At 67.6% G+C, this 19061-nt stretch carries 20 protein-coding genes; 10 read left to right on the forward strand and 10 right to left on the reverse strand.

Annotated elements, in window-relative coordinates; genetic code table 11:
• Positions 1-4: 4 nt before the first annotated feature.
• On the reverse strand, positions 5-1285 hold the full coding sequence (locus tag AC1DVU_RS06850; protein WP_476921684.1) for an NAD(P)/FAD-dependent oxidoreductase: 1281 nt from the start codon (positions 1283-1285) through the stop codon (positions 5-7).
• A 25-nt stretch (positions 1286-1310) separates the two neighbouring features.
• Positions 1311-1985, reverse strand: a complete 675-nt coding sequence (locus tag AC1DVU_RS06855; protein ID WP_476921685.1) for a haloacid dehalogenase type II — start codon at positions 1983-1985, stop codon at positions 1311-1313.
• 198 nt (positions 1986-2183) lie between these two features.
• Here AC1DVU_RS06855 and AC1DVU_RS06860 point away from each other — a divergent pair, with 198 nt between their 5' ends.
• From AC1DVU_RS06860 to AC1DVU_RS06885, 6 genes are all read left to right on the forward strand, one after another.
• Positions 2184-2867 carry a GntR family transcriptional regulator gene (locus tag AC1DVU_RS06860; protein ID WP_476921686.1) on the forward strand — a complete coding sequence of 228 codons (684 nt, stop codon included), beginning with the start codon at positions 2184-2186 and terminating at the stop codon, positions 2865-2867.
• Positions 2868-3146: 279 nt separating this feature from the next.
• Positions 3147-4079, forward strand: coding sequence for an ABC transporter substrate-binding protein (locus AC1DVU_RS06865; RefSeq protein WP_476921687.1), 933 nt, complete (start codon positions 3147-3149; stop codon positions 4077-4079).
• A 35-nt stretch (positions 4080-4114) separates the two neighbouring features.
• Positions 4115-5002 carry an amino acid ABC transporter permease gene (locus tag AC1DVU_RS06870; RefSeq protein WP_476921688.1) on the forward strand — a complete coding sequence of 296 codons (888 nt, stop codon included), beginning with the start codon at positions 4115-4117 and terminating at the stop codon, positions 5000-5002.
• On the forward strand, positions 4999-5787 hold the full coding sequence (locus AC1DVU_RS06875; protein ID WP_476921689.1) for an amino acid ABC transporter ATP-binding protein: 789 nt from the start codon (positions 4999-5001) through the stop codon (positions 5785-5787). Before AC1DVU_RS06870 ends, AC1DVU_RS06875 begins: the two co-directional genes overlap by 4 nt.
• Positions 5784-6974, forward strand: coding sequence for an N-methyl-L-tryptophan oxidase (solA, locus tag AC1DVU_RS06880; RefSeq protein ID WP_476921690.1), 1191 nt, complete (start codon positions 5784-5786; stop codon positions 6972-6974). The genes AC1DVU_RS06875 and solA overlap by 4 nt, the downstream gene beginning before the upstream one ends.
• Before the next feature lie 66 nt (positions 6975-7040).
• Entirely contained in the window at positions 7041-7715 is a 675-nt protein-coding gene (locus AC1DVU_RS06885) for a haloacid dehalogenase type II (protein WP_476921691.1), read from the forward strand.
• Positions 7716-7746: 31 nt separating this feature from the next.
• On the opposite strand, the gene AC1DVU_RS06890 is transcribed toward AC1DVU_RS06885, so the two are convergent.
• Complete coding sequence (locus tag AC1DVU_RS06890; RefSeq protein ID WP_476921692.1) at positions 7747-8418, reverse strand: GntR family transcriptional regulator; 672 nt, start codon at positions 8416-8418, stop codon at positions 7747-7749.
• A gap of 65 nt (positions 8419-8483) precedes the next feature.
• Between AC1DVU_RS06890 and AC1DVU_RS06895 the strand changes: the two genes are divergently transcribed.
• The 4 genes from AC1DVU_RS06895 to AC1DVU_RS06910 all read left to right on the forward strand — a co-directional run bounded on the left by AC1DVU_RS06895 (position 8484) and on the right by AC1DVU_RS06910 (position 13062).
• Entirely contained in the window at positions 8484-9752 is a 1269-nt protein-coding gene (locus tag AC1DVU_RS06895) for an aminotransferase family protein (protein WP_476921693.1), read from the forward strand.
• Positions 9753-9788: 36 nt separating this feature from the next.
• The gene (locus tag AC1DVU_RS06900; protein WP_476921694.1) at positions 9789-11285 is read left to right on the forward strand and encodes an NAD-dependent succinate-semialdehyde dehydrogenase; all 1497 of its coding nucleotides are present in this window, start codon (positions 9789-9791) and stop codon (positions 11283-11285) included.
• Positions 11282-12388, forward strand: coding sequence for a tartrate dehydrogenase (locus tag AC1DVU_RS06905; protein WP_476921695.1), 1107 nt, complete (start codon positions 11282-11284; stop codon positions 12386-12388). Before AC1DVU_RS06900 ends, AC1DVU_RS06905 begins: the two co-directional genes overlap by 4 nt.
• Before the next feature lie 65 nt (positions 12389-12453).
• On the forward strand, positions 12454-13062 hold the full coding sequence (locus tag AC1DVU_RS06910; protein WP_476921696.1) for a glyoxalase: 609 nt from the start codon (positions 12454-12456) through the stop codon (positions 13060-13062).
• A gap of 55 nt (positions 13063-13117) precedes the next feature.
• On the opposite strand, the gene AC1DVU_RS06915 is transcribed toward AC1DVU_RS06910, so the two are convergent.
• The 7 genes from AC1DVU_RS06915 to pcaG are packed head-to-tail and all read right to left on the reverse strand — an operon-like array spanning position 13118 to position 19041.
• The gene (locus AC1DVU_RS06915; RefSeq protein ID WP_476921697.1) at positions 13118-13474 is read right to left on the reverse strand and encodes a DUF1622 domain-containing protein; all 357 of its coding nucleotides are present in this window, start codon (positions 13472-13474) and stop codon (positions 13118-13120) included.
• 28 nt (positions 13475-13502) lie between these two features.
• Positions 13503-14186 (reverse strand): 3-oxoacid CoA-transferase subunit B, encoded by a 684-nt coding sequence (locus AC1DVU_RS06920; RefSeq protein WP_476921698.1) that lies wholly within the window; start codon positions 14184-14186, stop codon positions 13503-13505.
• Positions 14183-14854 (reverse strand): 3-oxoacid CoA-transferase subunit A, encoded by a 672-nt coding sequence (locus AC1DVU_RS06925; protein ID WP_476921699.1) that lies wholly within the window; start codon positions 14852-14854, stop codon positions 14183-14185. Before AC1DVU_RS06925 ends, AC1DVU_RS06920 begins: the two co-directional genes overlap by 4 nt.
• On the reverse strand, positions 14851-16038 hold the full coding sequence (locus tag AC1DVU_RS06930; protein WP_476921700.1) for a thiolase family protein: 1188 nt from the start codon (positions 16036-16038) through the stop codon (positions 14851-14853). The genes AC1DVU_RS06925 and AC1DVU_RS06930 overlap by 4 nt, the downstream gene beginning before the upstream one ends.
• Positions 16035-17234, reverse strand: a complete 1200-nt coding sequence (gene pcaDC, locus AC1DVU_RS06935) for a bifunctional 3-oxoadipate enol-lactonase/4-carboxymuconolactone decarboxylase PcaDC (protein WP_476921701.1) — start codon at positions 17232-17234, stop codon at positions 16035-16037. The genes AC1DVU_RS06930 and pcaDC overlap by 4 nt, the downstream gene beginning before the upstream one ends.
• On the reverse strand, positions 17231-18475 hold the full coding sequence (locus AC1DVU_RS06940; RefSeq protein WP_476921702.1) for a lyase family protein: 1245 nt from the start codon (positions 18473-18475) through the stop codon (positions 17231-17233). The genes pcaDC and AC1DVU_RS06940 overlap by 4 nt, the downstream gene beginning before the upstream one ends.
• Positions 18472-19041: a protocatechuate 3,4-dioxygenase subunit alpha gene (gene pcaG / locus AC1DVU_RS06945; RefSeq protein ID WP_476921703.1), complete on the reverse strand. Its 570-nt coding sequence runs from the start codon at positions 19039-19041 to the stop codon at positions 18472-18474. The genes AC1DVU_RS06940 and pcaG overlap by 4 nt, the downstream gene beginning before the upstream one ends.
• Between the last annotated feature and the right edge of the window lie 20 nt (positions 19042-19061).

Here is a 19061-nt window from a genome sequence, read left to right on the forward strand (position 1 = left end):
CTCCTCAGCTGTTGATTCGGTCGATGATCTTGGCGCCGCCCCCGATGAACGGCAGGAACCACGGTGGGCCGAAGTGGCCCGGCACGGCGCGGTAGGGGAGCTGCTCCCAGGCGTTGCTGGACGGCTTGCCCAGCATCGAGAGCGCCATCTGCTTGCCCATGTAGGCGGCCATCTGGACGCCGTGCCCGCTGTAGCCGAGCGAGTAGTGGATGCCGTTGTGCTGGCCCGCGTGGACCATGCGGTCCATGCTCAGATCCACGAGGCCACCCCAGGTGTAGTCGATGCGGGTCGAGGCGAGGTACGGGAAGACCGTGGTCATCGCGTCCTTGAGGATCTCCGCGCTCTTGAGGTCGGAGTCCGGGCTCGACAGCGCGAACCTGGCTCGTCCACCGAACAGCAGCCGGTTGTCCGGCGTGATCCGGAAGTAGTAGGTGAGCATCTTGCTGTCGGCGGCCATGCGCCGGTTGGGCAGGATGCGGTCGACCGTCTCCTGCGGCAGCGGCTCGGTCACGACGATGAAGCTGCCCACCGGGATCGTCCGGCGCCGGAGCCATGGGGTCACGGCGCCGGTGTAGCCGCTGGTCGCGATCAGGACTTGATCGACCTGTGTCGTCCCGCGACTCGTGTGGACCGTGTGGCCACTGCCCGCGCGCTCCGCCAGCTTGGTGACGGCCGCGTCTTCGCAGATCGTGACACCCGCGCGCGCCCCGGCTCCGGCCAGACCGTGTGCGAACTTCCCGACGTGCATACCGGCGCCGAGCGGATCCACCATGCCGCCGGCATAGAAGTCGCTCCCGATCTCACGGTGGAGATCCTGCTTGCCGACGACGCTGACCGAGTAGTCGGCCGCGTCCGCGAGGATCTGCTGGGTCTTGCGCATGCCGTCGACCTGCTTGGCGTTCATGGCAAGGCTGAGCTTGCCCGAGCGCTCGAAGTCGCAGTCGATCGAATTCTCCTTGACCAGGTCCTCGATCGTGTCGATCGCCCGGTTGTACTCGGCGAACATCTCGATCGCCCGGTCGCGGCCGTATCGCTTGATCGCCTTGCCGAGGCCGATGGCCAGCCCCGTGGTGGCCATGCCGCCGTTGCGTCCGGAGGCGCCCCAACCGACCGTGTGCTGGTCGAGCACCACGACGCTCGCGCCGTTCTTGGCGGCTTCAAGGGCCGCGGACAGGCCGGTGAAACCGGCGCCGACGATCGCGATGTCGGCGCGCTCGGGCACCGGGTTCTGGCGGTAGTCGCCAGAGGGTGTCGCGGTGTCGAGCCAGTACGGCGTGAGCTTCATGATGTGTCTCCTGGTGCTTGCGGGGTCAGATCCCGAGGAGCGTGTTGAGCTCGTCGAGTGATTGCACGGTCGTGTAGTTGTACGCGGGGCTCTCCGGGTCGTAGCCGCGCTCGAGGTAGACCTTGTTGTCGAAGCCGAGGTCATCAGCCGGCATGACGTCGTAGCGGGTGTGCGACGACACGTGCAGGAAGTCCTCGGGAGACGCGTCGAGCTGCTTGACCATGTACTCGAACGCCTCGTAGCGCGGCTTGTAGAAGCCCGCCTGCTCGGCCGTGTAGACCGCGTGGAACTCCGCCTCGAGCTTGGGAACCGCGACGTCCAGGAATGTGGTGTCGGCGTTCGAGAGGATCACGAGCTTGAAGTGCTCGGCCATCTTCTTCAGCGGTTCGACGACGTCGGGGTGAGGTCCCCAGGAGAGAACTGCGGCGGCCAGCTGTGCGCCGGCGTCCTCGTTGACCTCGAGGTTCCACCGTGCGCAGGTGCGGGCGTAGGCGTCGTGCAGCACCTGCTCGTAGGAGTAGAACTCGCCGCAGACCTGGTCATAGCGGTACTTGCTGAACTGGCGGAGGAAGACCTCGATCTCCGGCTCCGCCAGGCGATCGCCGATCAGACGGCGGGTCGTCGGGGTGATGTCGAAGTGGATCAGCGTGCCGTAGCAGTCGAACGAGATGTACTTCGGGCGCCGGAGGCTGTTCGTCATGGTCTTCCCATCAGTCAGGTGAGTGATGTGGCGAGCCGTGCCGGCAACGCCTGGATAAGAAGGTAACCCACCAAGTGCAGATTGTCGACCGTCGGCAATAGGTTTGTTGACAAGTTACTCTTGAGTGATCAAGATACGAAGGCGACTCAGATTGCCGTGACGCTTCGCGGCGCTGATCATCAACGAGGGGAGCCATCCGTGACGGAGTCCGGCCTGAGCAGGCTGAAGGCGTTGGAGCGCACCTCGACGTCGGACCGCATCAGCAGCGACCTGCGACAGATGATCATCGAGGGCTCGCTGCTGCCCGGTGAACAGCTGGGTGAGGCACGGATCGCCGACCAGCTGGGTGTGTCGCGCGCGCCGGTTCGCGAAGCTCTCCAACAGCTCGTGCAGCAGAAGCTCGTGGTGGCCACCCGCAACAAGGGCGTCACGGTCGTGAGCTTCACGCCCTCTGACATCTGGGAGATCTACGACGCCAGGTGTGCCATCGAGAGCCATGCGGCGGTACGCATCCTCGAGGGCGGACCAGGGACGCGCGTCCGCGCAACCGATGCGTTGCGGACGGCTCTCGGCGCCTTGGCCGCGGCAGTCAAACGCGGAGATCCCAGGGAAATCTCGACAACGGACCTGAGCTTCCACATGACGCTCGTCGCCATGGCGGACAACTCTCGCCTCGTCGACGCCTACGCGATCCTCTCTGCGCAAGCGCTGACCTGCATCAACCGACTGGAGATCGCTCTGCCGTCCGGTGAGGAGATCATCGACGACCATGGCGGACTCATCGACGCCCTCGCCACGGGCGAACGGGACGTGGTCGTCAAGGCCATCACCGATCACCTTTCCAGTGCTGCGACCAACCTCACCGCTCGGCCGGCTGAGTAGTTGACGCTCTTCGAAAGCCCCGACACCCGCTGGGTGATCGGGGCTCTTCTGCGCGCCCGCTGTGTTGGGAAGCTCGAGAGCTCTGCCGACCTGAGTCCGGTCGCGCCCGCACGGGTCCGGATGACGTTCCGGCTGTCGCGATGTGTCAGGTCGTCGCGTCGGCCTCACCGGCCCGGTTGCAGGAAAGTCGGCAAAACTTTTTCTTGCAGATTGTCGACAATCGTCCGAGAACGTGCTTCGATGAGTGAATTCATTCACATCGCTTGAAGGGAACGACCCATGAGAGTCGGAACAAAACTCGCAGCAGCCGCCCTCGGATCAGTGCTCCTGGTCACGACCGCCGCTTGCGGCAGCGACACGAGCAGCTCTGATGGAGGCGGTGCCCGGAAGAGTTCCTTCGACATCGCGACGGTCAAGGCTGACCCAGCAGTGGAGAAGTTGGTCCCGGCCGACCTCAAGCAACAGGGCAGCCTGACGATGGCGGCGGATCTGCACTATCCGCCGACCTCCTTCCTGGCGGAGGACAACAAGACGCCGGTCGGCTACAACGTCGAGATCGCGCAGCTGCTGGGCAAGAAGATGGGGCTGAAGATCAAGATCAAGAACGTCTCGTTCGACAGTGTGATCCCCGGCATCGCCGCCGGACGCTACGACTTCACGGCGACGAACATGACACCGACACCCGAGCGCCTGCAGGTGCTGGACATGATCAAGTACTGGTCCGACGGTTCGTCGGTGGTCGTCAGCAAGGGCAACCCTCAGAAGTTCAAGATGGCTGCTGGATATCAGTCGTTCTGCGGGCGAAAGATGGCGGTCATCACTGGCACGACGCAGCAGGAAACCTACGTGCCGGAGATCTCCAAGGCATGCAAGGCCAGCGGCAAGCCCGCCATCGACTCGGTGATCCTGCCGAATGTCCAGGCGGCGCTGACGCAGCTGTCGTCCAAGCGGATCGAGGCAGTGTTCTATGACACGCCGTCGCTGGCCTGGGCTGCCAAGCAGCAGCCGCAGGCGTTCGAGCTGCTGCCGAAGCAGTACGTCAAGACTGAGGGCGACAACATCGTCGCCCTTGGACTGGCGAAGGGCTCGCCTCTGACGCCGGCGCTGCACGCGGCGATGCAGTCGTTGATTGACGGGCCCGAGTACAAGGCGACACTGGACAAGTGGAACCTTGGCGCCGGCGCCATTCCCAGCGCGTCAGTGGCGAAGTAATGACCACCGTCCTATCTGAGAAGGAGGTGACCCGCATGGATGCGACCGAGAAGCCGAGGCTGCACAGGCGGGGGTGGCTGGAGTACGCCGCATGGACAGCGTGTGTGCTGGTCGCTGCGGGTGTGGCCCACACCCTGATCACGAACGAGAACTTTCAGTGGGACGTGGTGGGCAAGTACTTCACGGCCCCGACGGTGCTACGGGGTCTGCGGCTGACGATCGTCTTGACGGTCGTGGTGATGTTCTTCGGCACGATCTTGGCGATGGGTGTCGCGGTGATGCGGGCGTCTGCGATCAGGCCGGTGCGGTTGCTGGCGTCGGCGTACATCACGTTCTTTCGTGGTACGCCGGTGCTGGTGCAGCTGATCTTCTGGTTCAACATCGCGGCGCTGTACCCGAACATCGCGATCGGGATCCCGTTCACCGACATCTCCCAGGGGGTGGACGTCAACAAGCTGCTTAGCGCGACGACGGCGGCGATCATCGGGCTGTCGTTGAACGTGGCGGCCTACCTGGCCGAGATCATCCGTGGGGGGTTCGCCTCGGTCGACCGGGGGCAGATCGAGGCGGCGGACTCGCTGGGGATGAGCAGCGCGACCAAGCTGCGGCGGATCATCATCCCGCAGGCGATGCCGACGATCATTCCGGCGACCGGCAACCAGGTGATCGGGATGTTCAAGGAGACCTCACTGGTCAGCGTGCTGGGTGTGGCCGAGCTGCTGCAGAGCACCCAGCTGATCTACGCCCGTACGTACCAGACCATCCCACTGCTGATCGTGGCGTGCCTCTGGTACCTGATCATGACCCTGGCGTTGAGCTACCCCCAGTCACTGATCGAGAAGCGGTACTCGCTGGTCAGGTCACGGGTCAGCAACCAACCCGTCATCCTCGATGACGTCCTGGTAGGAGGGGAGGCACGATGAACGGCGAAGCAATGGTCAACGCTGACGGAACCGTGTTCGCTCGCGGGCTGCGCAAGACATACGGCGACCGGGTGGTGCTCGACAGCATCGACCTCGACGTCGCGTGCGGTGAGATCGTGTGCATCATCGGTCCCTCAGGGTCGGGCAAATCGACGCTTCTGCGCTGTGTCGATGGGCTCGAGGAAGCCGACCGCGGAGTCCTGCGTGTCAATGGTCAGGACCTGGGATTCATCGAGACCGAGAACGCGTATCGGGCCCTGGGCCGTGCTGAGGTCGCGGCACAGCGCACCCGCATCGGGATGGTGTTCCAGCAGTTCAACCTGTTCCCGAACATGACGGCCCGGGAGAACGTGATGTCCGGGCCGGTGCTGGTCAAGGGCGCGCCGAAGAAGCCTGCTGCCGAGCGTGCTGACACGTTGTTGTCGAGCGTTGGCCTCGAAGGGCATGGCGACCACTACCCGTGGCAGCTGTCCGGTGGTCAGAAGCAGCGCGTCGCGATCGCCCGGGCCTTGGCGATGGACCCCAAGGTGATGCTCTTCGACGAGCCCACCAGCGCCCTTGACCCCGAACGGGTCGGTGAGGTTCTGGCTGTCATGAAGGGCCTGGCCGAGCAGAGCATCACGATGCTCGTGGCCACCCACGAGATGGGCTTCGCCAGGGAAGTTGCCGACAAGGTCATCTTCATGGACGGCGGCCTGATCGTCGAACAAGGCCCGCCCGCCGCCGTCCTGGGCAACCCGCAGGAGCCGCGCACTCAGCAGTTCCTCGAGAAGGTGCTCGTATGAACGATGGCCGCCTCGAAGCGGACGTTGTGGTCGTCGGGGCCGGCTCAGTGGGAAGCATGGCCAGCTGGCAGCTGGCCGAACGCGGTCTGCGGGTCATCGGAGTCGACAGGTTCTCGATCCCCGGCCCCTTCTCCGCCTACGCCGGCGAGTCCCGCATCTTCCGCAAGGTGTACGTCGAAGGTGGGCACTACACGCCCATCCTGCAGAGGTCACAGGATCTGTGGCGTGATCTGGAGAAGGCCAGCGGGACCCGGCTGCTCAACACGACGGGCGCGGTCACGATCTATGACGAGCTCAATCCGCGGTTGGCATCCCTCCTGGCGGCTGCGCAAGAGAACGGCCTCGACAGCGAGCTTCTGCGGGGTGATGAGGCCAGGAGCAGGTATCCCGAGCACCTGATCAGGGACACCGATGTGACGATCTTCGACCCTGAGGGCGGCTACCTGAGCTCGGAGAAGGCCGTGACGGCAGCCCTGATGGAGGCCACCCGGCTGGGCGCCACGTTCCTGGGAAACCGGAAGGCGCACAGCGTCGAGACGTACGGTGACCGCTACATCGTCCGGACCGATCAGGAAGAGATCATCGCCTCCCGGGTGATCATCTCGCAGGGCAACGGTGCGGGAGCAGTGTGCAAGGAGCTCGGTGTTCACCTTGCGGTTCGGCCGCAGGTGCTGACCTGGTTCCCCATCGCGGACCCATCAGCATTCAGCAGGGCAGACCTGCCGGTCTTCCTCAGGCGTGCGGAGGAGGACGGACGGTCGGACGACGTCCAGTTCTACGGGTTCCCGAGCGCTGACGGTTGGACGGTGAAGGCCGTGGCGAGCGTCTTCCTGGACGAAGTCGAGTCGATGGAGCAGCCTCCTACCTGGGACCCTCGGCACCTGGACCCGATCCGGGCGTGGGTCCGGGAATTCATCCCGGCACTGATACCGGACCCGGTGCGGGTTGCCACGTGCGCGGACGGATATCTCCCCGACGACACCGGAGCCTTGGGGACGGTGCCCGGAATGGACGGCGTCGTCGTGGCGGTCGGGTTCTCCGGCCACGGCTTCAAGATGGCCTCGGCGCTGGGAGCCGTTGCCGCCGACCTCGTGGCGGACGGCACCACGGCCACCGATGTCGGCTTCATGAACCCTGCCAGGTTCCTCGGACCCGACGCGCGACTCACCTCATTGGCTCTGAGCTAGAAGCAGCACTTATTCACATTCACCTTGTGTCAACCGTGATGCAAGACGACCAGGAACGGACGAATCATGACCACCACAAACTTCCGGCCGAAGTACATCTCCTTCGATGTCTACGGCACGCTGATCAGCTGGGACACCGATCCCACGACCCTCCGGCTGCTCGCAGGCCGCCTGCCCGAAGAGCAGTGGCCGACGTTCAAGAAGGTGTTCCGCGGCTACCGCTACGACGAGGTCTGCGGCGACTACAAGCCGTATGAGCAGATCCTCCAGGACTCCTTCGACCGGGTGTGCAAGCGGTTCGGCATCGGGCCGACCCCTGGTGCCGGCGCAGAGTTCGCTGAAGCCGTACGCAGCTGGGGTGCCCACGATGACGTGCCGGCTCCGCTGAAGCTCATGGGTGAGAACTACAAGCTGGTCGCTCTGTCCAACGCGGACGACAGCTTCCTGGACATCAGCATTCCCCGGCTCGGTGCGGATTGGCACGCCGTGCTGACCGCCGAGCAGGCCCAGGCCTACAAGCCGCGCTACCAGGCCTTCGAGTACATGCTGGACACCCTGAACGCCACGCCGGAGGACTTCCTGCACATCTCGTCGCACACGCGGTACGACCCCATGCCGATGCACGACATGGGATTCCGGAACCTGGTGCTGCTGGATCGTGGCTATGACCCCGTCACCGACGGCTACGACTACGTCGCGATGCAGTCTCTGGACGAGGTCAACAAGCACCTCGGCCTGTAGTTCATCCCTCCCTGCACGGCCAGCGAAGCGGTCAGTCGCGGCCGTGCAGGATCTCGAGGATGCGCTTCTGGTTACGTTCGATGTGGGTCCGCACGTGATGTGCGGCTGAGGTGGGGTCGCCGGACTCGATGGCCTCGAGGATCTCGCGGTGCTCGGTGAGGATGTCCTCCGGGTTCTCGAACTCGCGGTCCTCGAGCGACAGCACCGTGAGGTAGAAGCGGAGCTCGACCAGCAGGTCGGCGCAGAAGTCGTCGATCCGGCTGCTGTGCAGCATCGAGACGATCGTGGCGTGGAACGCGAGGTCCACGTCGACGATGCGGAGCACGTCGTGCGTGGCGGCGGCTTCGACCAGGTCGTCGTAAGCCTTGCGCAACGCAGCCAGCTCTGTCTTCCCCGCAGGGCGGGACACTGCGGCAGTTTCCAGTCGCTCGCGAGCAGCGTAGAGCTCCTCCACCTTCTCGGGGGTCGGGGAGATGACGACGGCGCCGCGGTTGACCTCGTGCCGCACCAGGCCGCTCAGCTCGAGGATGCGGACGGCCTCGCGAACCGTGTTGCGGGCCACCCCCAGCTCGGTGGCGATGGCGCTCTCGCGCAACCGGGCGCCGGGGGCGAAGGCGCCGGCGACGATCCGGGAGGCAAGTCCGGCGGCGACCTGCTGCGCGGCGGTCGACCGGGTGACGACGAGACCGTCGAGTGCTGACATACCCCGAACAATAGCCCTTCTCGACCTCTTGCGCGCTACAGTTCAACTGTTCTACAGTTGAACACATGACGACCACCTCTCACGCTGAAACAGGCGCATCGCTGTGGAATCCGCAGGCGCACATGCCGACCGCTCGCGCCAAGCGCCTCGTGATCGCCGGGGGACAGGGCGCGTGGCTGGAGACATCGACCGGTCAGCGGCTGCTGGATGCCACGGCGAGCCTGTGGCACGCCAACATCGGCCACGGCCGCGAGCGTCTCGCGCGCGCTGCGTACGACCAGATGGTGAAGCTAGAGACCTATCACACGTTCGGACGCTTCTCGAACGAACCCGCCCTCGTGCTGGCCGATCGCCTGGCCGAGATGGGTCCCATCCCGGGCGCCAAGGTCATGCTGACCAGCGGGGGATCGGACTCGGTCGACCTCGCGTGCAAGCTGGCCCGTCGCCACTGGCAGCTCGAGGGCCGCGGGGACAAGAAGATCATCCTCAGCCGTGACGGTGGCTACCACGGCCTGCACGCCTTCGGGACGAGCGTCGCCGGGCTGCAGTACAACCGCGATGGCTACGGCACGCCGTCGCTGGTCCCGGAGACCGCTCGGATCTCCACCAACGACATCGAAGCCGTACGCCGGTCGGTGACGGAGGTCGGCCCCGAGAACATCGCGGCGGTCATCGCCGAGCCCGTCATCGGCACGGGTGGTGTGATCGGTCCCGCCGAGGGATACCTCGAAGGGCTCGAAGAGCTCTGCCGACGCCACGACATCCTCCTGATCGCCGACGAGGTGATCACCGGCTTCGGCCGCACCGGTCGGCAGTTCGCGTCCCAGCGCTGGGGCATCCGCCCGGACCTGGTGACGATGGCCAAGGGCGTCACCTCCGGCTACGCCCCGCTCGGTGGTGTCCTGGTCGCGCCGCAGGTGGCCGACCGATTCTTCGAAGGAGCGGACGCGCCGATGTTCCGCCACGGCCTGACCTACTCCGGACACGCCACCGCGTGCGCGGTCGCGCTCGCCAACCTCGACGTCATCGAGGAGGAGCAGCTGGTCGAGCGCGCGGCTCGGCTGGAGAACGTCCTGGAGAAGGTCGTCGCACCACTCGCCGACCACGAGCTGGTCGAGGAGGTCCGCGCCGGTGCCGGCTTCATGGCAGGCATCCACCTGCACGACGGCGTGGTGGGGGACTTGATTGCCGAGGCCTGCACGGACGCCGGCGTGCTGATCCGCGTCATCCACGACAACACGCTGCAGATCTGCCCGCCGTTCGTCACGACCGAGGACGAGCTCGACCTGATCGCCACCACCATCGCCCAGGCGCTGGACGCCCAACAGGCCTAGTCGGCCGCCCCTTCCCGTCCCGAGAAAGACGACATCATGACCCAGACCCAGCTCGCCCCATCCGCCAGCTCGCTCGACTCTGCCGCCGTACTGGCCGAGGTTCCGCAGGACCTGTTCCTCGCCGGGAAGTGGACGCCGGCCACCGGCGGACGGCGGATGCCGGTGATCAATCCGGCCACCGGCACCGAGCTGGCCGAGGTCGCGAATGCTGACGAGAACGACGCCCGGGTCGCGGTGGAGGCGGCTCGGCAGGCGCAGCGATCCTGGGGACGCACTCCCGCGCGCGTACGGTCCGAGATCCTCTACCGCGCGTACGACCTGATGGTCGAGCGCACCGAGCACCTCGCGCACGTGATGACGCTGGAGATGGGCAAGACGCTGGCCGAGGCCCGTGGCGAGGTCGCGTACGCTGCAGAGTTCTTCCGCTGGTTCGCCGAGGAGGCCGTACGCGTCGACGGTGGCTACAGCCACCGCCCGGACGGCGCCGCCCGCAACCTGCAGGTCAGGCAGCCCGTTGGCCCCTGCTTGTTGATCATCCCGTGGAACTTCCCGCTGGCCATGGGCGCGCGCAAGATCGGCCCCGCGATCGCGGCTGGTTGCGTGAGCATCCTGAAGCCGGCGCCGCAGACGCCGCTCTCGTCGCTGGCGCTCGCGCAGATCCTCACCGAAGCCGGACTCCCCGAGGGCGTGCTGAGCGTGCTGCCCACCAGCCAGTCGGCCGAGGTCGTCAAGGTGATCCTCGACAGCGGCGTCGTCCGCAAGCTGTCCTTCACGGGCTCCACGGCCGTCGGCAAGCACCTGCTGGCGCAAGCCGCCGACGGTGTCCTGCGGACATCGATGGAGCTGGGTGGCAACGCCCCGTTCCTCGTGCTGGAGGACGCCGACCTCGACCGCGCGGTGGAGGCGGCCTTCCAGGCGAAGATGCGCAACATGGGCGAGGCGTGCACTGCCGCCAACCGCTTCTTCGTCCACGCAGCTGTGGCCGAGGAGTTCTCCACACGGCTCGCCGCACGTATGGGCGCGCTGGTCGTCGGCGACGGCACGGAGGTCGGGGTCGATGTCGGACCGCTGATCGATGAGGCGAGCCGGCAGAAGGTTCGTACGTTGATCGCGGATGCCGTCGACCGAGGCGCATCGGTGCTGGTGGGAGGCGACAGCCCGGATCGGCCGGGCTACTTCGTCCACCCGACGGTGCTGCTCAACACCCACCCCGACAGCGCGCTGACCTCGACCGAGATCTTCGGCCCGGTCGCGGCGATCCAGACGTTCACCGACCTCGACGAGGTGATCGACCGGGCGAACGACACCGAGTGGGGTCTGGTGGGATACGTCATGACCCAGGACATCGACAACGCGCTCGACGTCGCCGAGCGACTGGAAGTGGGCATGGTCGGCATCAACTCCGGCGTTGTCTCGAGCCCGTCGGCGCCGTTCGGCGGAGTCAAGCAGTCCGGCCTCGGCCGCGAAGGCGGACGCGTCGGGATCGACGAGTTCCTCGAGATCAAGTACATCTCGATCCCGGTCCGGTCATGACAGCGCCCGCGTACACCGTCGACGTCATCGCCGGCGACGGGATCGGTCCCGAGGTCATGGCGGCCGCCGTCTCCTGCGTCGACGCGATAGCGCCCGCTCTGGGGTTCACGATGAGCTGGCGGACCCGCGAGTGGGGTTCGGACCACTTCCGTGAGCACGGACGGATGATGCCGGTCGACGGCCTCGATCAGATGTCCACGGGCGACGCCATCCTGCTGGGCGCCGTTGGCGACGTCGACATTCCTGACGACGTGACCCTGTGGGGACTGCTGATCCCGATCCGCAGGGAGTTCGAGCAGTACGTCAACCTGCGACCGGTCCGGCTCCTGCCGGGAGTGACCTCGCCGCTGGCTGGCGTTGACCGGCTCGACCTCGTCGTCGTCCGGGAGAACGTCGAGGGGGAGTACTCCGAGGTCGGCGGGCGGATGTATCGCGGGCTGCCGGAGGAGATGGCCGTGCAGGAGTCGATCTTCACCCGAGCCGGGGTGGCGCGAGTGGCCACGTATGCCGCCGAGCTCGCCCAACAGCGTCAGGGCCGGCTCATCTCGGCCACGAAGTCCAACGGCATCGTGCACACCATGCCGTTCTGGGACGAGGTTGTGCAGGGCTGCGTCGACGCGACTCCCGGCGTGGCCGTGGAGAGCGTGCTGATCGACGCCCTCGCAGCGCGCCTGGTCCTTCGACCCCAGTCGATCGACGTCATCGTCGCTTCCAACCTGTTCGGCGACATTCTCTCGGACCTCGCGGCGGCAGCCGCTGGATCGATCGGAGTGGCTCCGAGCGCCAACATCAACCCTCCGCGCAAGCACCCCTCGATGTTCGAACCCGTGCACGGGTCGGCGCCCGACATCGCCGGGCAGGGTGTCGCCAACCCCGTCGGTCAGATCTGGTCCGCGGCCATGATGCTCGAGCATCTCGGTGAGCCGGTCGCTGCTCGGGTCCTGGTTGAAGGCATCGAGGCAACACTGGCCGAGGGGATTCGCACCCCTGACCTGGGCGGAACGGCGTCGACCAAGGAGGTCGCCGAGGCGGTCGTACGACATGGTGCGCGCATCCTGGCTGCAGGACTTCCCTCAGGATGGGTGCTCGCCGAGTCGTCGTGACGAGGGGTTGAGACGGTCAGGAATCAAGAAGCGGACCTGGCGAGCGCGCACCTAGCGTGAATGCCATGACCTCMATCAACAACATCACCCTCGAAGCGGCCGACCCGACGTCCGCCGCCACCTTCTACGACACCGCCTTCGGGCTGGGCGCCCAGGTACGCGTACGTGCCTCGGGCGCCCCGTCCGACGGCTTCCGAGGCTTCACGATGTCACTCGTCGTGTCCCAGCCCGCCAATGTCAACGCGCTGGTCGACGCGGCCCTCTCCGCGGGCGCCACGGCGCTGAAGCCGGCCGCCAAGTCCTTCTGGGGCTACGGCGGCGTGGTGCAGGCTCCCGACGGGTCGATCTGGAAGATCGCGTCGTCGTCGAAGAAGGACTCCGGGCCGACGACGCGGGACATCGACGACGTCGTGCTCCTGCTCGGCGTGGACGACGTCAAGGCGACGAAGGCGTTCTACGTCGGCAAGGGGCTGACCGTGGGCAAGAGCTTCGGCAGCAAGTATGTCGAGCTCGAGACCGCCAACATCAAGCTCGCCCTCTACGGTCGCCGCGCCCTGGCCAAGGACGCCGGCGTCCCGCCCGAGGGAAGCGGCTCGCACGGACTCGTGATCGGCGGCGACGCAGGATCGTTCACGGATCTCGACGGGTTCGCCTGGGAATCCAGCGTGCGCTGAGGGGGATCTCATGTGCCCAGTGCTGTGGAGGCAAGCGCTCGTCGAGGCGTACGGGTTAGGTGGCGACCTCCGGAGTGACGGCCTTCTGCCAGGGCCAACGTCCGGTGATCTCCAGCTCGAGCGAGAAGCTGAGGAACGTACGAATGAGGACGATGGTCCCGAGGACGCCGACGCTGCGGAGCGTGGGCGTCACCGCGACGGTCCGGATGATGTCGGCGGCGACGAGGAGCTCGAGCCCTAGCAGGATCGAGCGGCCGAGGAATCGCCGGAAGTCGCGGTAGACGTTGGCCTCGCGACGGACCAGACCGCGAACGGCGGATACGGTCGCTGCCACCGCGCCGACGACGATGACGATCGTGCCGGCAGCGTCCATGGTCTTGCCGGTGAGCTCCACCCAGTCCTGGAAGTCCATGCGCCGAGACTAGCTCCGAACGGCATCATCAAGGCAGGCGTTTGAGCTCGAGGTCAAGCCGGCCGGCGAGCTCGTCGACTGTGGTGCCGAAGGTCTCGATGACCGTGACGCCGCCTGCGCCGACGAGGACCGTGGCGAGCTCGGTGTAGACCCGGCTGACGCAGGCCAGGCCGGTCAGCGGGTAGGTGCACTCGGGCACCAGCTTCGCCGCACCGTCTTTCCCGAACAGGGTCATCATGACGAAGACGTCCTTCGCGCCGATCGCGAGGTCCATCGCGCCGCCGACTGCGGGGATGGCGTCGGGTGCTCCGGTGTGCCAGTTGGCGAGGTCGCCATGCTGCGACACCTGGAACGCGCCGAGGACGCAGACGTCGAGGTGGCCGCCACGCATCATGGCGAAGGAGTCGGCGTGGTGGAAGTACGAGGCGCCGGGCAGCTCGGTGACGGGCACCTTGCCGGCGTTGGTCAGGTCGGTGTCGATCTGCTCGCCGACGGCGGCCGGGCCCATGCCGAGCATGCCGTTCTCGGTGTGCAGGACGATTCCGCTGGCGGGGGAGAGGTGGTCGCCGACCTGGGTGGGTTGGCCGATGCCGAGGTTGACGAACGAACCGTCGGGGATGTCGCGCGCCACGGTCTGGGCCATCTCGTCGCGCGTCAGCGGTCCACGGTCGAGGTGCTCGATCGTGCGCTCGACGGTCACGGTGATGGTCATGAGGTCTCCTGTCCGACGCGGACGATGCGGTCGACGTAGATGCCGGGGGTGACGACAGCCTCGGGGTCGAGCTCGCCGATCGGCACGACGTGGGTCACCTGGGCGATCGTCGTGGCGGCGGCGGTGGCCATGACCGGCCCGAAGTTGCGTGCGGTCTTGCGGTAGACGAGGTTGCCCAAGGGGTCACCGGCGTGCGCGCCGATCAGGGCGACGTCGCCGTGGATGGGCAGCTCGAGGACGTAGTCGCGGCCGTCGATCGTGCGAGTCTCCTTGCCCTCCGCGAGCGGTGTGCCGACGCCGGTGGGGCAGAAGAACGCGCCGATGCCCGCGCCGGCCGCGCGCATCCGCTCTGCGAGGTTGCCCTGCGGCACGACCTCGAGCTCGATCTTGCCGGCGCGGTAGAGCTCGTCGAAGACGTACGAGTCGGACTGCCGGGGGAACGAGCAGACGACCTTGCGGACGCGGCCCGCGGCGAGCAGGGCGGCGAGGCCGGTGTCGCCGTTGCCGGCGTTGTTGCTGACGACCTCGAGGTCGGTCGCGCCCTGCTCGATCAAGGCGTCGATCAACGCGACCGGCATCCCGGCCATCCCGAACCCGCCGACCAGCACGGTCGAGCCGTCCTTGATGCCGTCGACGGCCTCGAGGGCCGACTCGGCGACGAGCGTCATCGGGTCGACTCGTTCTCGAGCACGACGGCGAGGGCCTGGCCGACGCCGATGCAGATCGCGGCCACACCCCACTGCTCGCCCGACTCGACCAGCCGCTTGGCGAGGGTGCCGACGATGCGGGCGCCGGATGCGCCGAGCGGGTGGCCGATCGCGATCGCGCCGCCCTTGGCGTTGACGATGTCGGGGTCGACCTTCCAGGCGTCGACGCAGGCCAGGGACTGCACCGCGAAGGCCTCATTGAGCTCGACCGCGCCGACATCGGACCAGGAGATGCCAGCGCGTGACAGCGCCTGGTTGGCCGCCTCGACCGGCGCGAAGCCGAAGTCCTGCGGGTCGAGGGCATGCACGCCGCGACCGGCGATGCGCGCAATCGGGTCAGTGCCGATCGTTCCGGCCGCCGCCTCCGAGCCGATCAGCAGCGCGGAGGCCCCGTCGTTGAGCGGCGACGCATTGCCTGCAGTGATGGTCCCGTCGGGCCGGAACGCCGGCTTGAGCGCCGCCAGCTTCTCGGCCGTCGTGCCGGGCCGGATCGACTCATCTCGCGTCAGGTCGGCGCCCTCGACCGGCGTGACCAGGTCGTCGTAGAAGCCAGCGGTCCAGGCGGCGTCGGCGAGCTCGTGCGATCGGGCTGCGAATGCGTCCTGCCGCTCGCGGCTGATGCCGAACCGCTCCTGGAGCTGTTCGTTGCACTCGCCGAGCGAGACCGTCCACTCCTTCGGCATCCGGTCGTTGACCAGGCGCCAGCCCAGCGTCGTGGAAACGGCGGTGGTGTCCCCGGCCGGGAACCCGCGCGCGGGCTTGGGCACCACCCATGGAGCACGGGTCATCGACTCGACGCCACCGGCGACGACCACGTCTGCGTCACCGGTTTCGATCGCCCGGGACGCCATGATCGCCGCGTCCAGGCTCGACCCGCACAGCCGGTTGACCGTCGTCGCCGGGACGCTGGTCGGGAGCCCGGCCAGCAGCACGGCCATACGTCCGACATTGCGGTTGTCTTCACCAGCGCCGTTGGCATTGCCCCAGAACACATCGGCGATCTCGCCCGGATCCAGGCCCGGCACCTTCGCCAGGACGGCCGACAACGCGGTCGCGGCGAGGTCATCCGGGCGTACGCCCGACAAGGCGCCGCCGAACCGCCCGAAGGGCGTCCGGCTCGCGGCATAGATGTGGGCGCTGGTCATCGGGGCTCCTGATCGATCTCGGCCAGGACGTCCTGGGCGATGCGGAACGCGGTGTTGGCCTCGGGGACGCCGCAGTAGATCGCGGTCTGCAGCAGCAGCTCCTTGATCTCGTCGTTCGTCAGGCCGTTGGTGCGGGCGGCGCGCAGGTGCATCGCGAGCTCTTCGTGGTGCCCTCGCGCGACGAGTGCGGTGAGCGTGATGAGGGAGCGGCTGCGTCGGTCGAGACCGGGACGTGTCCAGACCGATCCCCAGGCGTACTGCGTGATGAAGTCTTGGAAGTCGGCGGTGAAGTCGGTCGTGCTGGCGACCGCGCGGTCGACGTGCGCGTTGCCGAGCACCTCGCGGCGCACGGCCATGCCGGCCTCCTGCACCTCCGCGACAGTGGGGGACGGGGCAGTGTCCGGCTCGCCGGCCACGTGCTCGCGGATCAGGCGGGCGACCTCGTCCGGTCGTTCGGCGGGTGCGAGGTGCGCGACGTCGTCCAGCACGACCAACCGCCCGTGCTTCACGCCGGCCGCGATCTCCTCGAGGCTCGACGGTGGGGTGGGTACGTCGTGCGCGCCGGCGATCGCGAGCACAGGGGTCGTGATCTCGTGGAGCTGGTGGCGCACGTCGAAGGCCGCGAGCGCCTCGCACACCAAGGCGTATCCCTCGCGGTCTGCGTCCTGCAAGGAGTGGAGGAGGGTCGCGCCGGTGTCAGGCTCGCGCTCGAGGAATCCAGGGGCGAACCAGATCGCGGCGGACTGCTCCAGCACCACGGGCGTACCGGATGCCCGTACGGTGGCGGCGCGGTCGTGCCACGCGTCCGGCTGGCCGATCGTCGCGCCGGTGCACAGCAGCACGGCGGCGTCGATGCGGTCCGGTGCGTCGAGCATCAGCTGCAGGCCGACGGCGCCGCCGGCGGAGTCGCCGGCATACGCGAACGACGTGCCCTGCTCACCGCGTTCGGCGAGCATGTCGTCGACCATCGCGAGCACGCCGGCGGCGAGCTCGGCGACCGTGAACGGCTTCGCCTCGGCGACATTGCTGCCGTGACCTGGCAGGTCCCAGGCCAGCACCTCGAAGCTGCTGGAGAGTTCGGCGGCGCACGACGACCAGAGCGCACGCGCAGAGGTGCCGAGTGAAGGACCGAGCACCAGCAGCGGCCGGGCGGGCGAGCCGCCGAGCCGTACGGCGGTGATCTGGGGGACGGTCATGCGTTCTCCTCGAGGAAGATCCGAGCGCGGTCGACCGCGCCGGCGACGAGGTCGACGGTGATGCCGAGGTACGTCGTGGGGTCAGGGTCGGCCTTCTCGTCGAGCAGCTCGGCGATGACGCGTCGCTCGGCAAGCACGTCGTCGGCGGAGTGGTCGAGCGTCGCGCTCATGCGGTCGGCGTCGACGTGAAGGCCTTGCAGCAGCTCGGTCGTCTGTGACGCGGCGACGACGGTGCGGCGGCCGAGGGTGTGCAGCGTCGACCACTCGGCGTGCCAAACCCCGTCGGGCCGCTGGTCGCCGGCCGTTGCCGAAGCCAGGTGCAGGGTGGACGCGAGCGCGGGTGCCGTCACAGCGGTGCGTCGGATGAGGACGGAGAGGATGGGGTTGTGCTTGTGCGGCATCGTCGACGAACCGCCGCGCCCTTCGGCAGCGGGTTCGGCCAGCTCCGCGATCTCGGTGCGTGACAGCGTCGCGACATCGGTGGCGACATGCCCCCACGCGTCCGTGCAGGACACCAGCGCGTCGGCCGTACGGGTGACCGGCCCGCGCGAGGTGTGCCAGGGCCGAAGCTCGCGAAGGCCGAGGGCCTCCGCCGTGATCGTGACCAGCTCTGCGGCGACGAACGGTGCGTCGTCGAGCCCGCGCAGCGATGCCAGCTCGCTGGATGCCGCAAGGGTGCCGACGGCACCGCCGAGCTGCACCGGCAGCAGGGCGCGGGCATCGACGACCAGGTCGGCCGCGTCGAGGATGCCGTCGAGCCATCCGGCGGCAACAGCGCCGAACGTCGTGGGGACGGCGTGCTGGGTGAGCGTACGGCCGACCATGGGCGTCGACGCGTGCCGCTCGGCCAGGATGGACAGCGCGATGACCTGCGAGCGCAGCTCGTCCAGGAGCCGGTCGAGGACGGCGCGCAGCGCGAGCATGAGCGCCGTGTCGAGCACGTCCTGGCTGGTCAGGCCCCGATGCAGCCACGTGGCGCTGTCGATGCCGGTGCGGGCGCGCAGCATCGCCACGAGCGCCGGCACCGGATTGCCGGTTGCCTCGGCGGCACGCGCGAGCTCGGCGACGTCGTCGGAGGTGACGAGGCCCGTGAGGTCGCTCTCGCTCAACGCGGGCGCGAGGCCGGACACGACCAGGGCGTCGAGCCACGCGTTCTCCACCTGCACCATCGCGTCGAGCAGCGTGGCCTCGGACATCAGCTCACCGGCGCGTTCGTCGCCGGGCCAGAACAGATCAGTCATGCCGTCAGTCTGCCGTTGCCGGTAAACGTGAGGAAGACCGTCTCCTGTTCACCCTGGAGGTGGATGTCGAACATGAGCCCCGAAGCGTCGACGGTTGCCACGAGGGTGTCGCGTCGGTCTTCAGGCAGGGCTGCGAGGAGCGCGTCGTCGGCCAGGGACGGGTGCCCCGGCACATACGCGCGGGTGAACAGCCGGTCGAGGAGCCCGCGGGCGAACACCGCGACGGCGAAGAACGGCGCGCTTCCCGGTTCGGTGGCGCCGGGCAGCAGGGTCGTGAACGAGTAGTGCCCGGTGGCGTCGGTGGCGGCGCGGCCCCAGCCGGTGAACGTCCAACCGTCCCGGTGCAACGAGCCCGGCTCCTGGACGATGCGCCCGTCGGCGTCGGCCTGCCAGATCTCGATGAGCGCGTCAGGGATCGGGGCACCTGCGCCGTCGAGGACGGTTCCGTGCAGGTGAATAGCATCGGGGCGCCCGGCCGGCACGAGCTCGTCGCCACCCTCGTACGGCAAGCCGTAGTGGAAGAACGGGCCGACGGTCTGGCCGGGAGTCGGGATCAAGGCGGTCATGCCGTCACCTCCAAGAAGAG

The sequence above is a fragment of the Aeromicrobium sp. P2_G6 genome, assembly GCF_056403535.1.

Bases quoted from the DNA above. Each gene is read 5' to 3' on its own strand.
- AC1DVU_RS06850 (WP_476921684.1), bottom strand. From the start codon at position 1,285: ATGAAGCTCACGCCGTACTGGCTCGACACCGCGACACCCTCTGGCGAC.
- AC1DVU_RS06855 (WP_476921685.1), bottom strand. From the start codon at position 1,985: ATGACGAACAGCCTCCGGCGCCCGAAGTACATCTCGTTCGACTGCTAC.
- AC1DVU_RS06865 (WP_476921687.1), top strand. From the start codon at position 3,147: ATGAGAGTCGGAACAAAACTCGCAGCAGCCGCCCTCGGATCAGTGCTC.
- AC1DVU_RS06870 (WP_476921688.1), top strand. From the start codon at position 4,115: ATGGATGCGACCGAGAAGCCGAGGCTGCACAGGCGGGGGTGGCTGGAG.
- AC1DVU_RS06875 (WP_476921689.1), top strand. From the start codon at position 4,999: ATGAACGGCGAAGCAATGGTCAACGCTGACGGAACCGTGTTCGCTCGC.
- solA (WP_476921690.1), top strand. From the start codon at position 5,784: ATGAACGATGGCCGCCTCGAAGCGGACGTTGTGGTCGTCGGGGCCGGC.
- AC1DVU_RS06885 (WP_476921691.1), top strand. From the start codon at position 7,041: ATGACCACCACAAACTTCCGGCCGAAGTACATCTCCTTCGATGTCTAC.
- AC1DVU_RS06890 (WP_476921692.1), bottom strand. From the start codon at position 8,418: ATGTCAGCACTCGACGGTCTCGTCGTCACCCGGTCGACCGCCGCGCAG.
- AC1DVU_RS06895 (WP_476921693.1), top strand. From the start codon at position 8,484: ATGACGACCACCTCTCACGCTGAAACAGGCGCATCGCTGTGGAATCCG.
- AC1DVU_RS06900 (WP_476921694.1), top strand. From the start codon at position 9,789: ATGACCCAGACCCAGCTCGCCCCATCCGCCAGCTCGCTCGACTCTGCC.
- AC1DVU_RS06905 (WP_476921695.1), top strand. From the start codon at position 11,282: ATGACAGCGCCCGCGTACACCGTCGACGTCATCGCCGGCGACGGGATC.
- AC1DVU_RS06915 (WP_476921697.1), bottom strand. From the start codon at position 13,474: ATGGACTTCCAGGACTGGGTGGAGCTCACCGGCAAGACCATGGACGCT.
- AC1DVU_RS06920 (WP_476921698.1), bottom strand. From the start codon at position 14,186: ATGACCATCACCGTGACCGTCGAGCGCACGATCGAGCACCTCGACCGT.
- AC1DVU_RS06925 (WP_476921699.1), bottom strand. From the start codon at position 14,854: ATGACGCTCGTCGCCGAGTCGGCCCTCGAGGCCGTCGACGGCATCAAG.
- AC1DVU_RS06930 (WP_476921700.1), bottom strand. From the start codon at position 16,038: ATGACCAGCGCCCACATCTATGCCGCGAGCCGGACGCCCTTCGGGCGG.
- pcaDC (WP_476921701.1), bottom strand. From the start codon at position 17,234: ATGACCGTCCCCCAGATCACCGCCGTACGGCTCGGCGGCTCGCCCGCC.
- AC1DVU_RS06940 (WP_476921702.1), bottom strand. From the start codon at position 18,475: ATGACTGATCTGTTCTGGCCCGGCGACGAACGCGCCGGTGAGCTGATG.
- pcaG (WP_476921703.1), bottom strand. From the start codon at position 19,041: ATGACCGCCTTGATCCCGACTCCCGGCCAGACCGTCGGCCCGTTCTTC.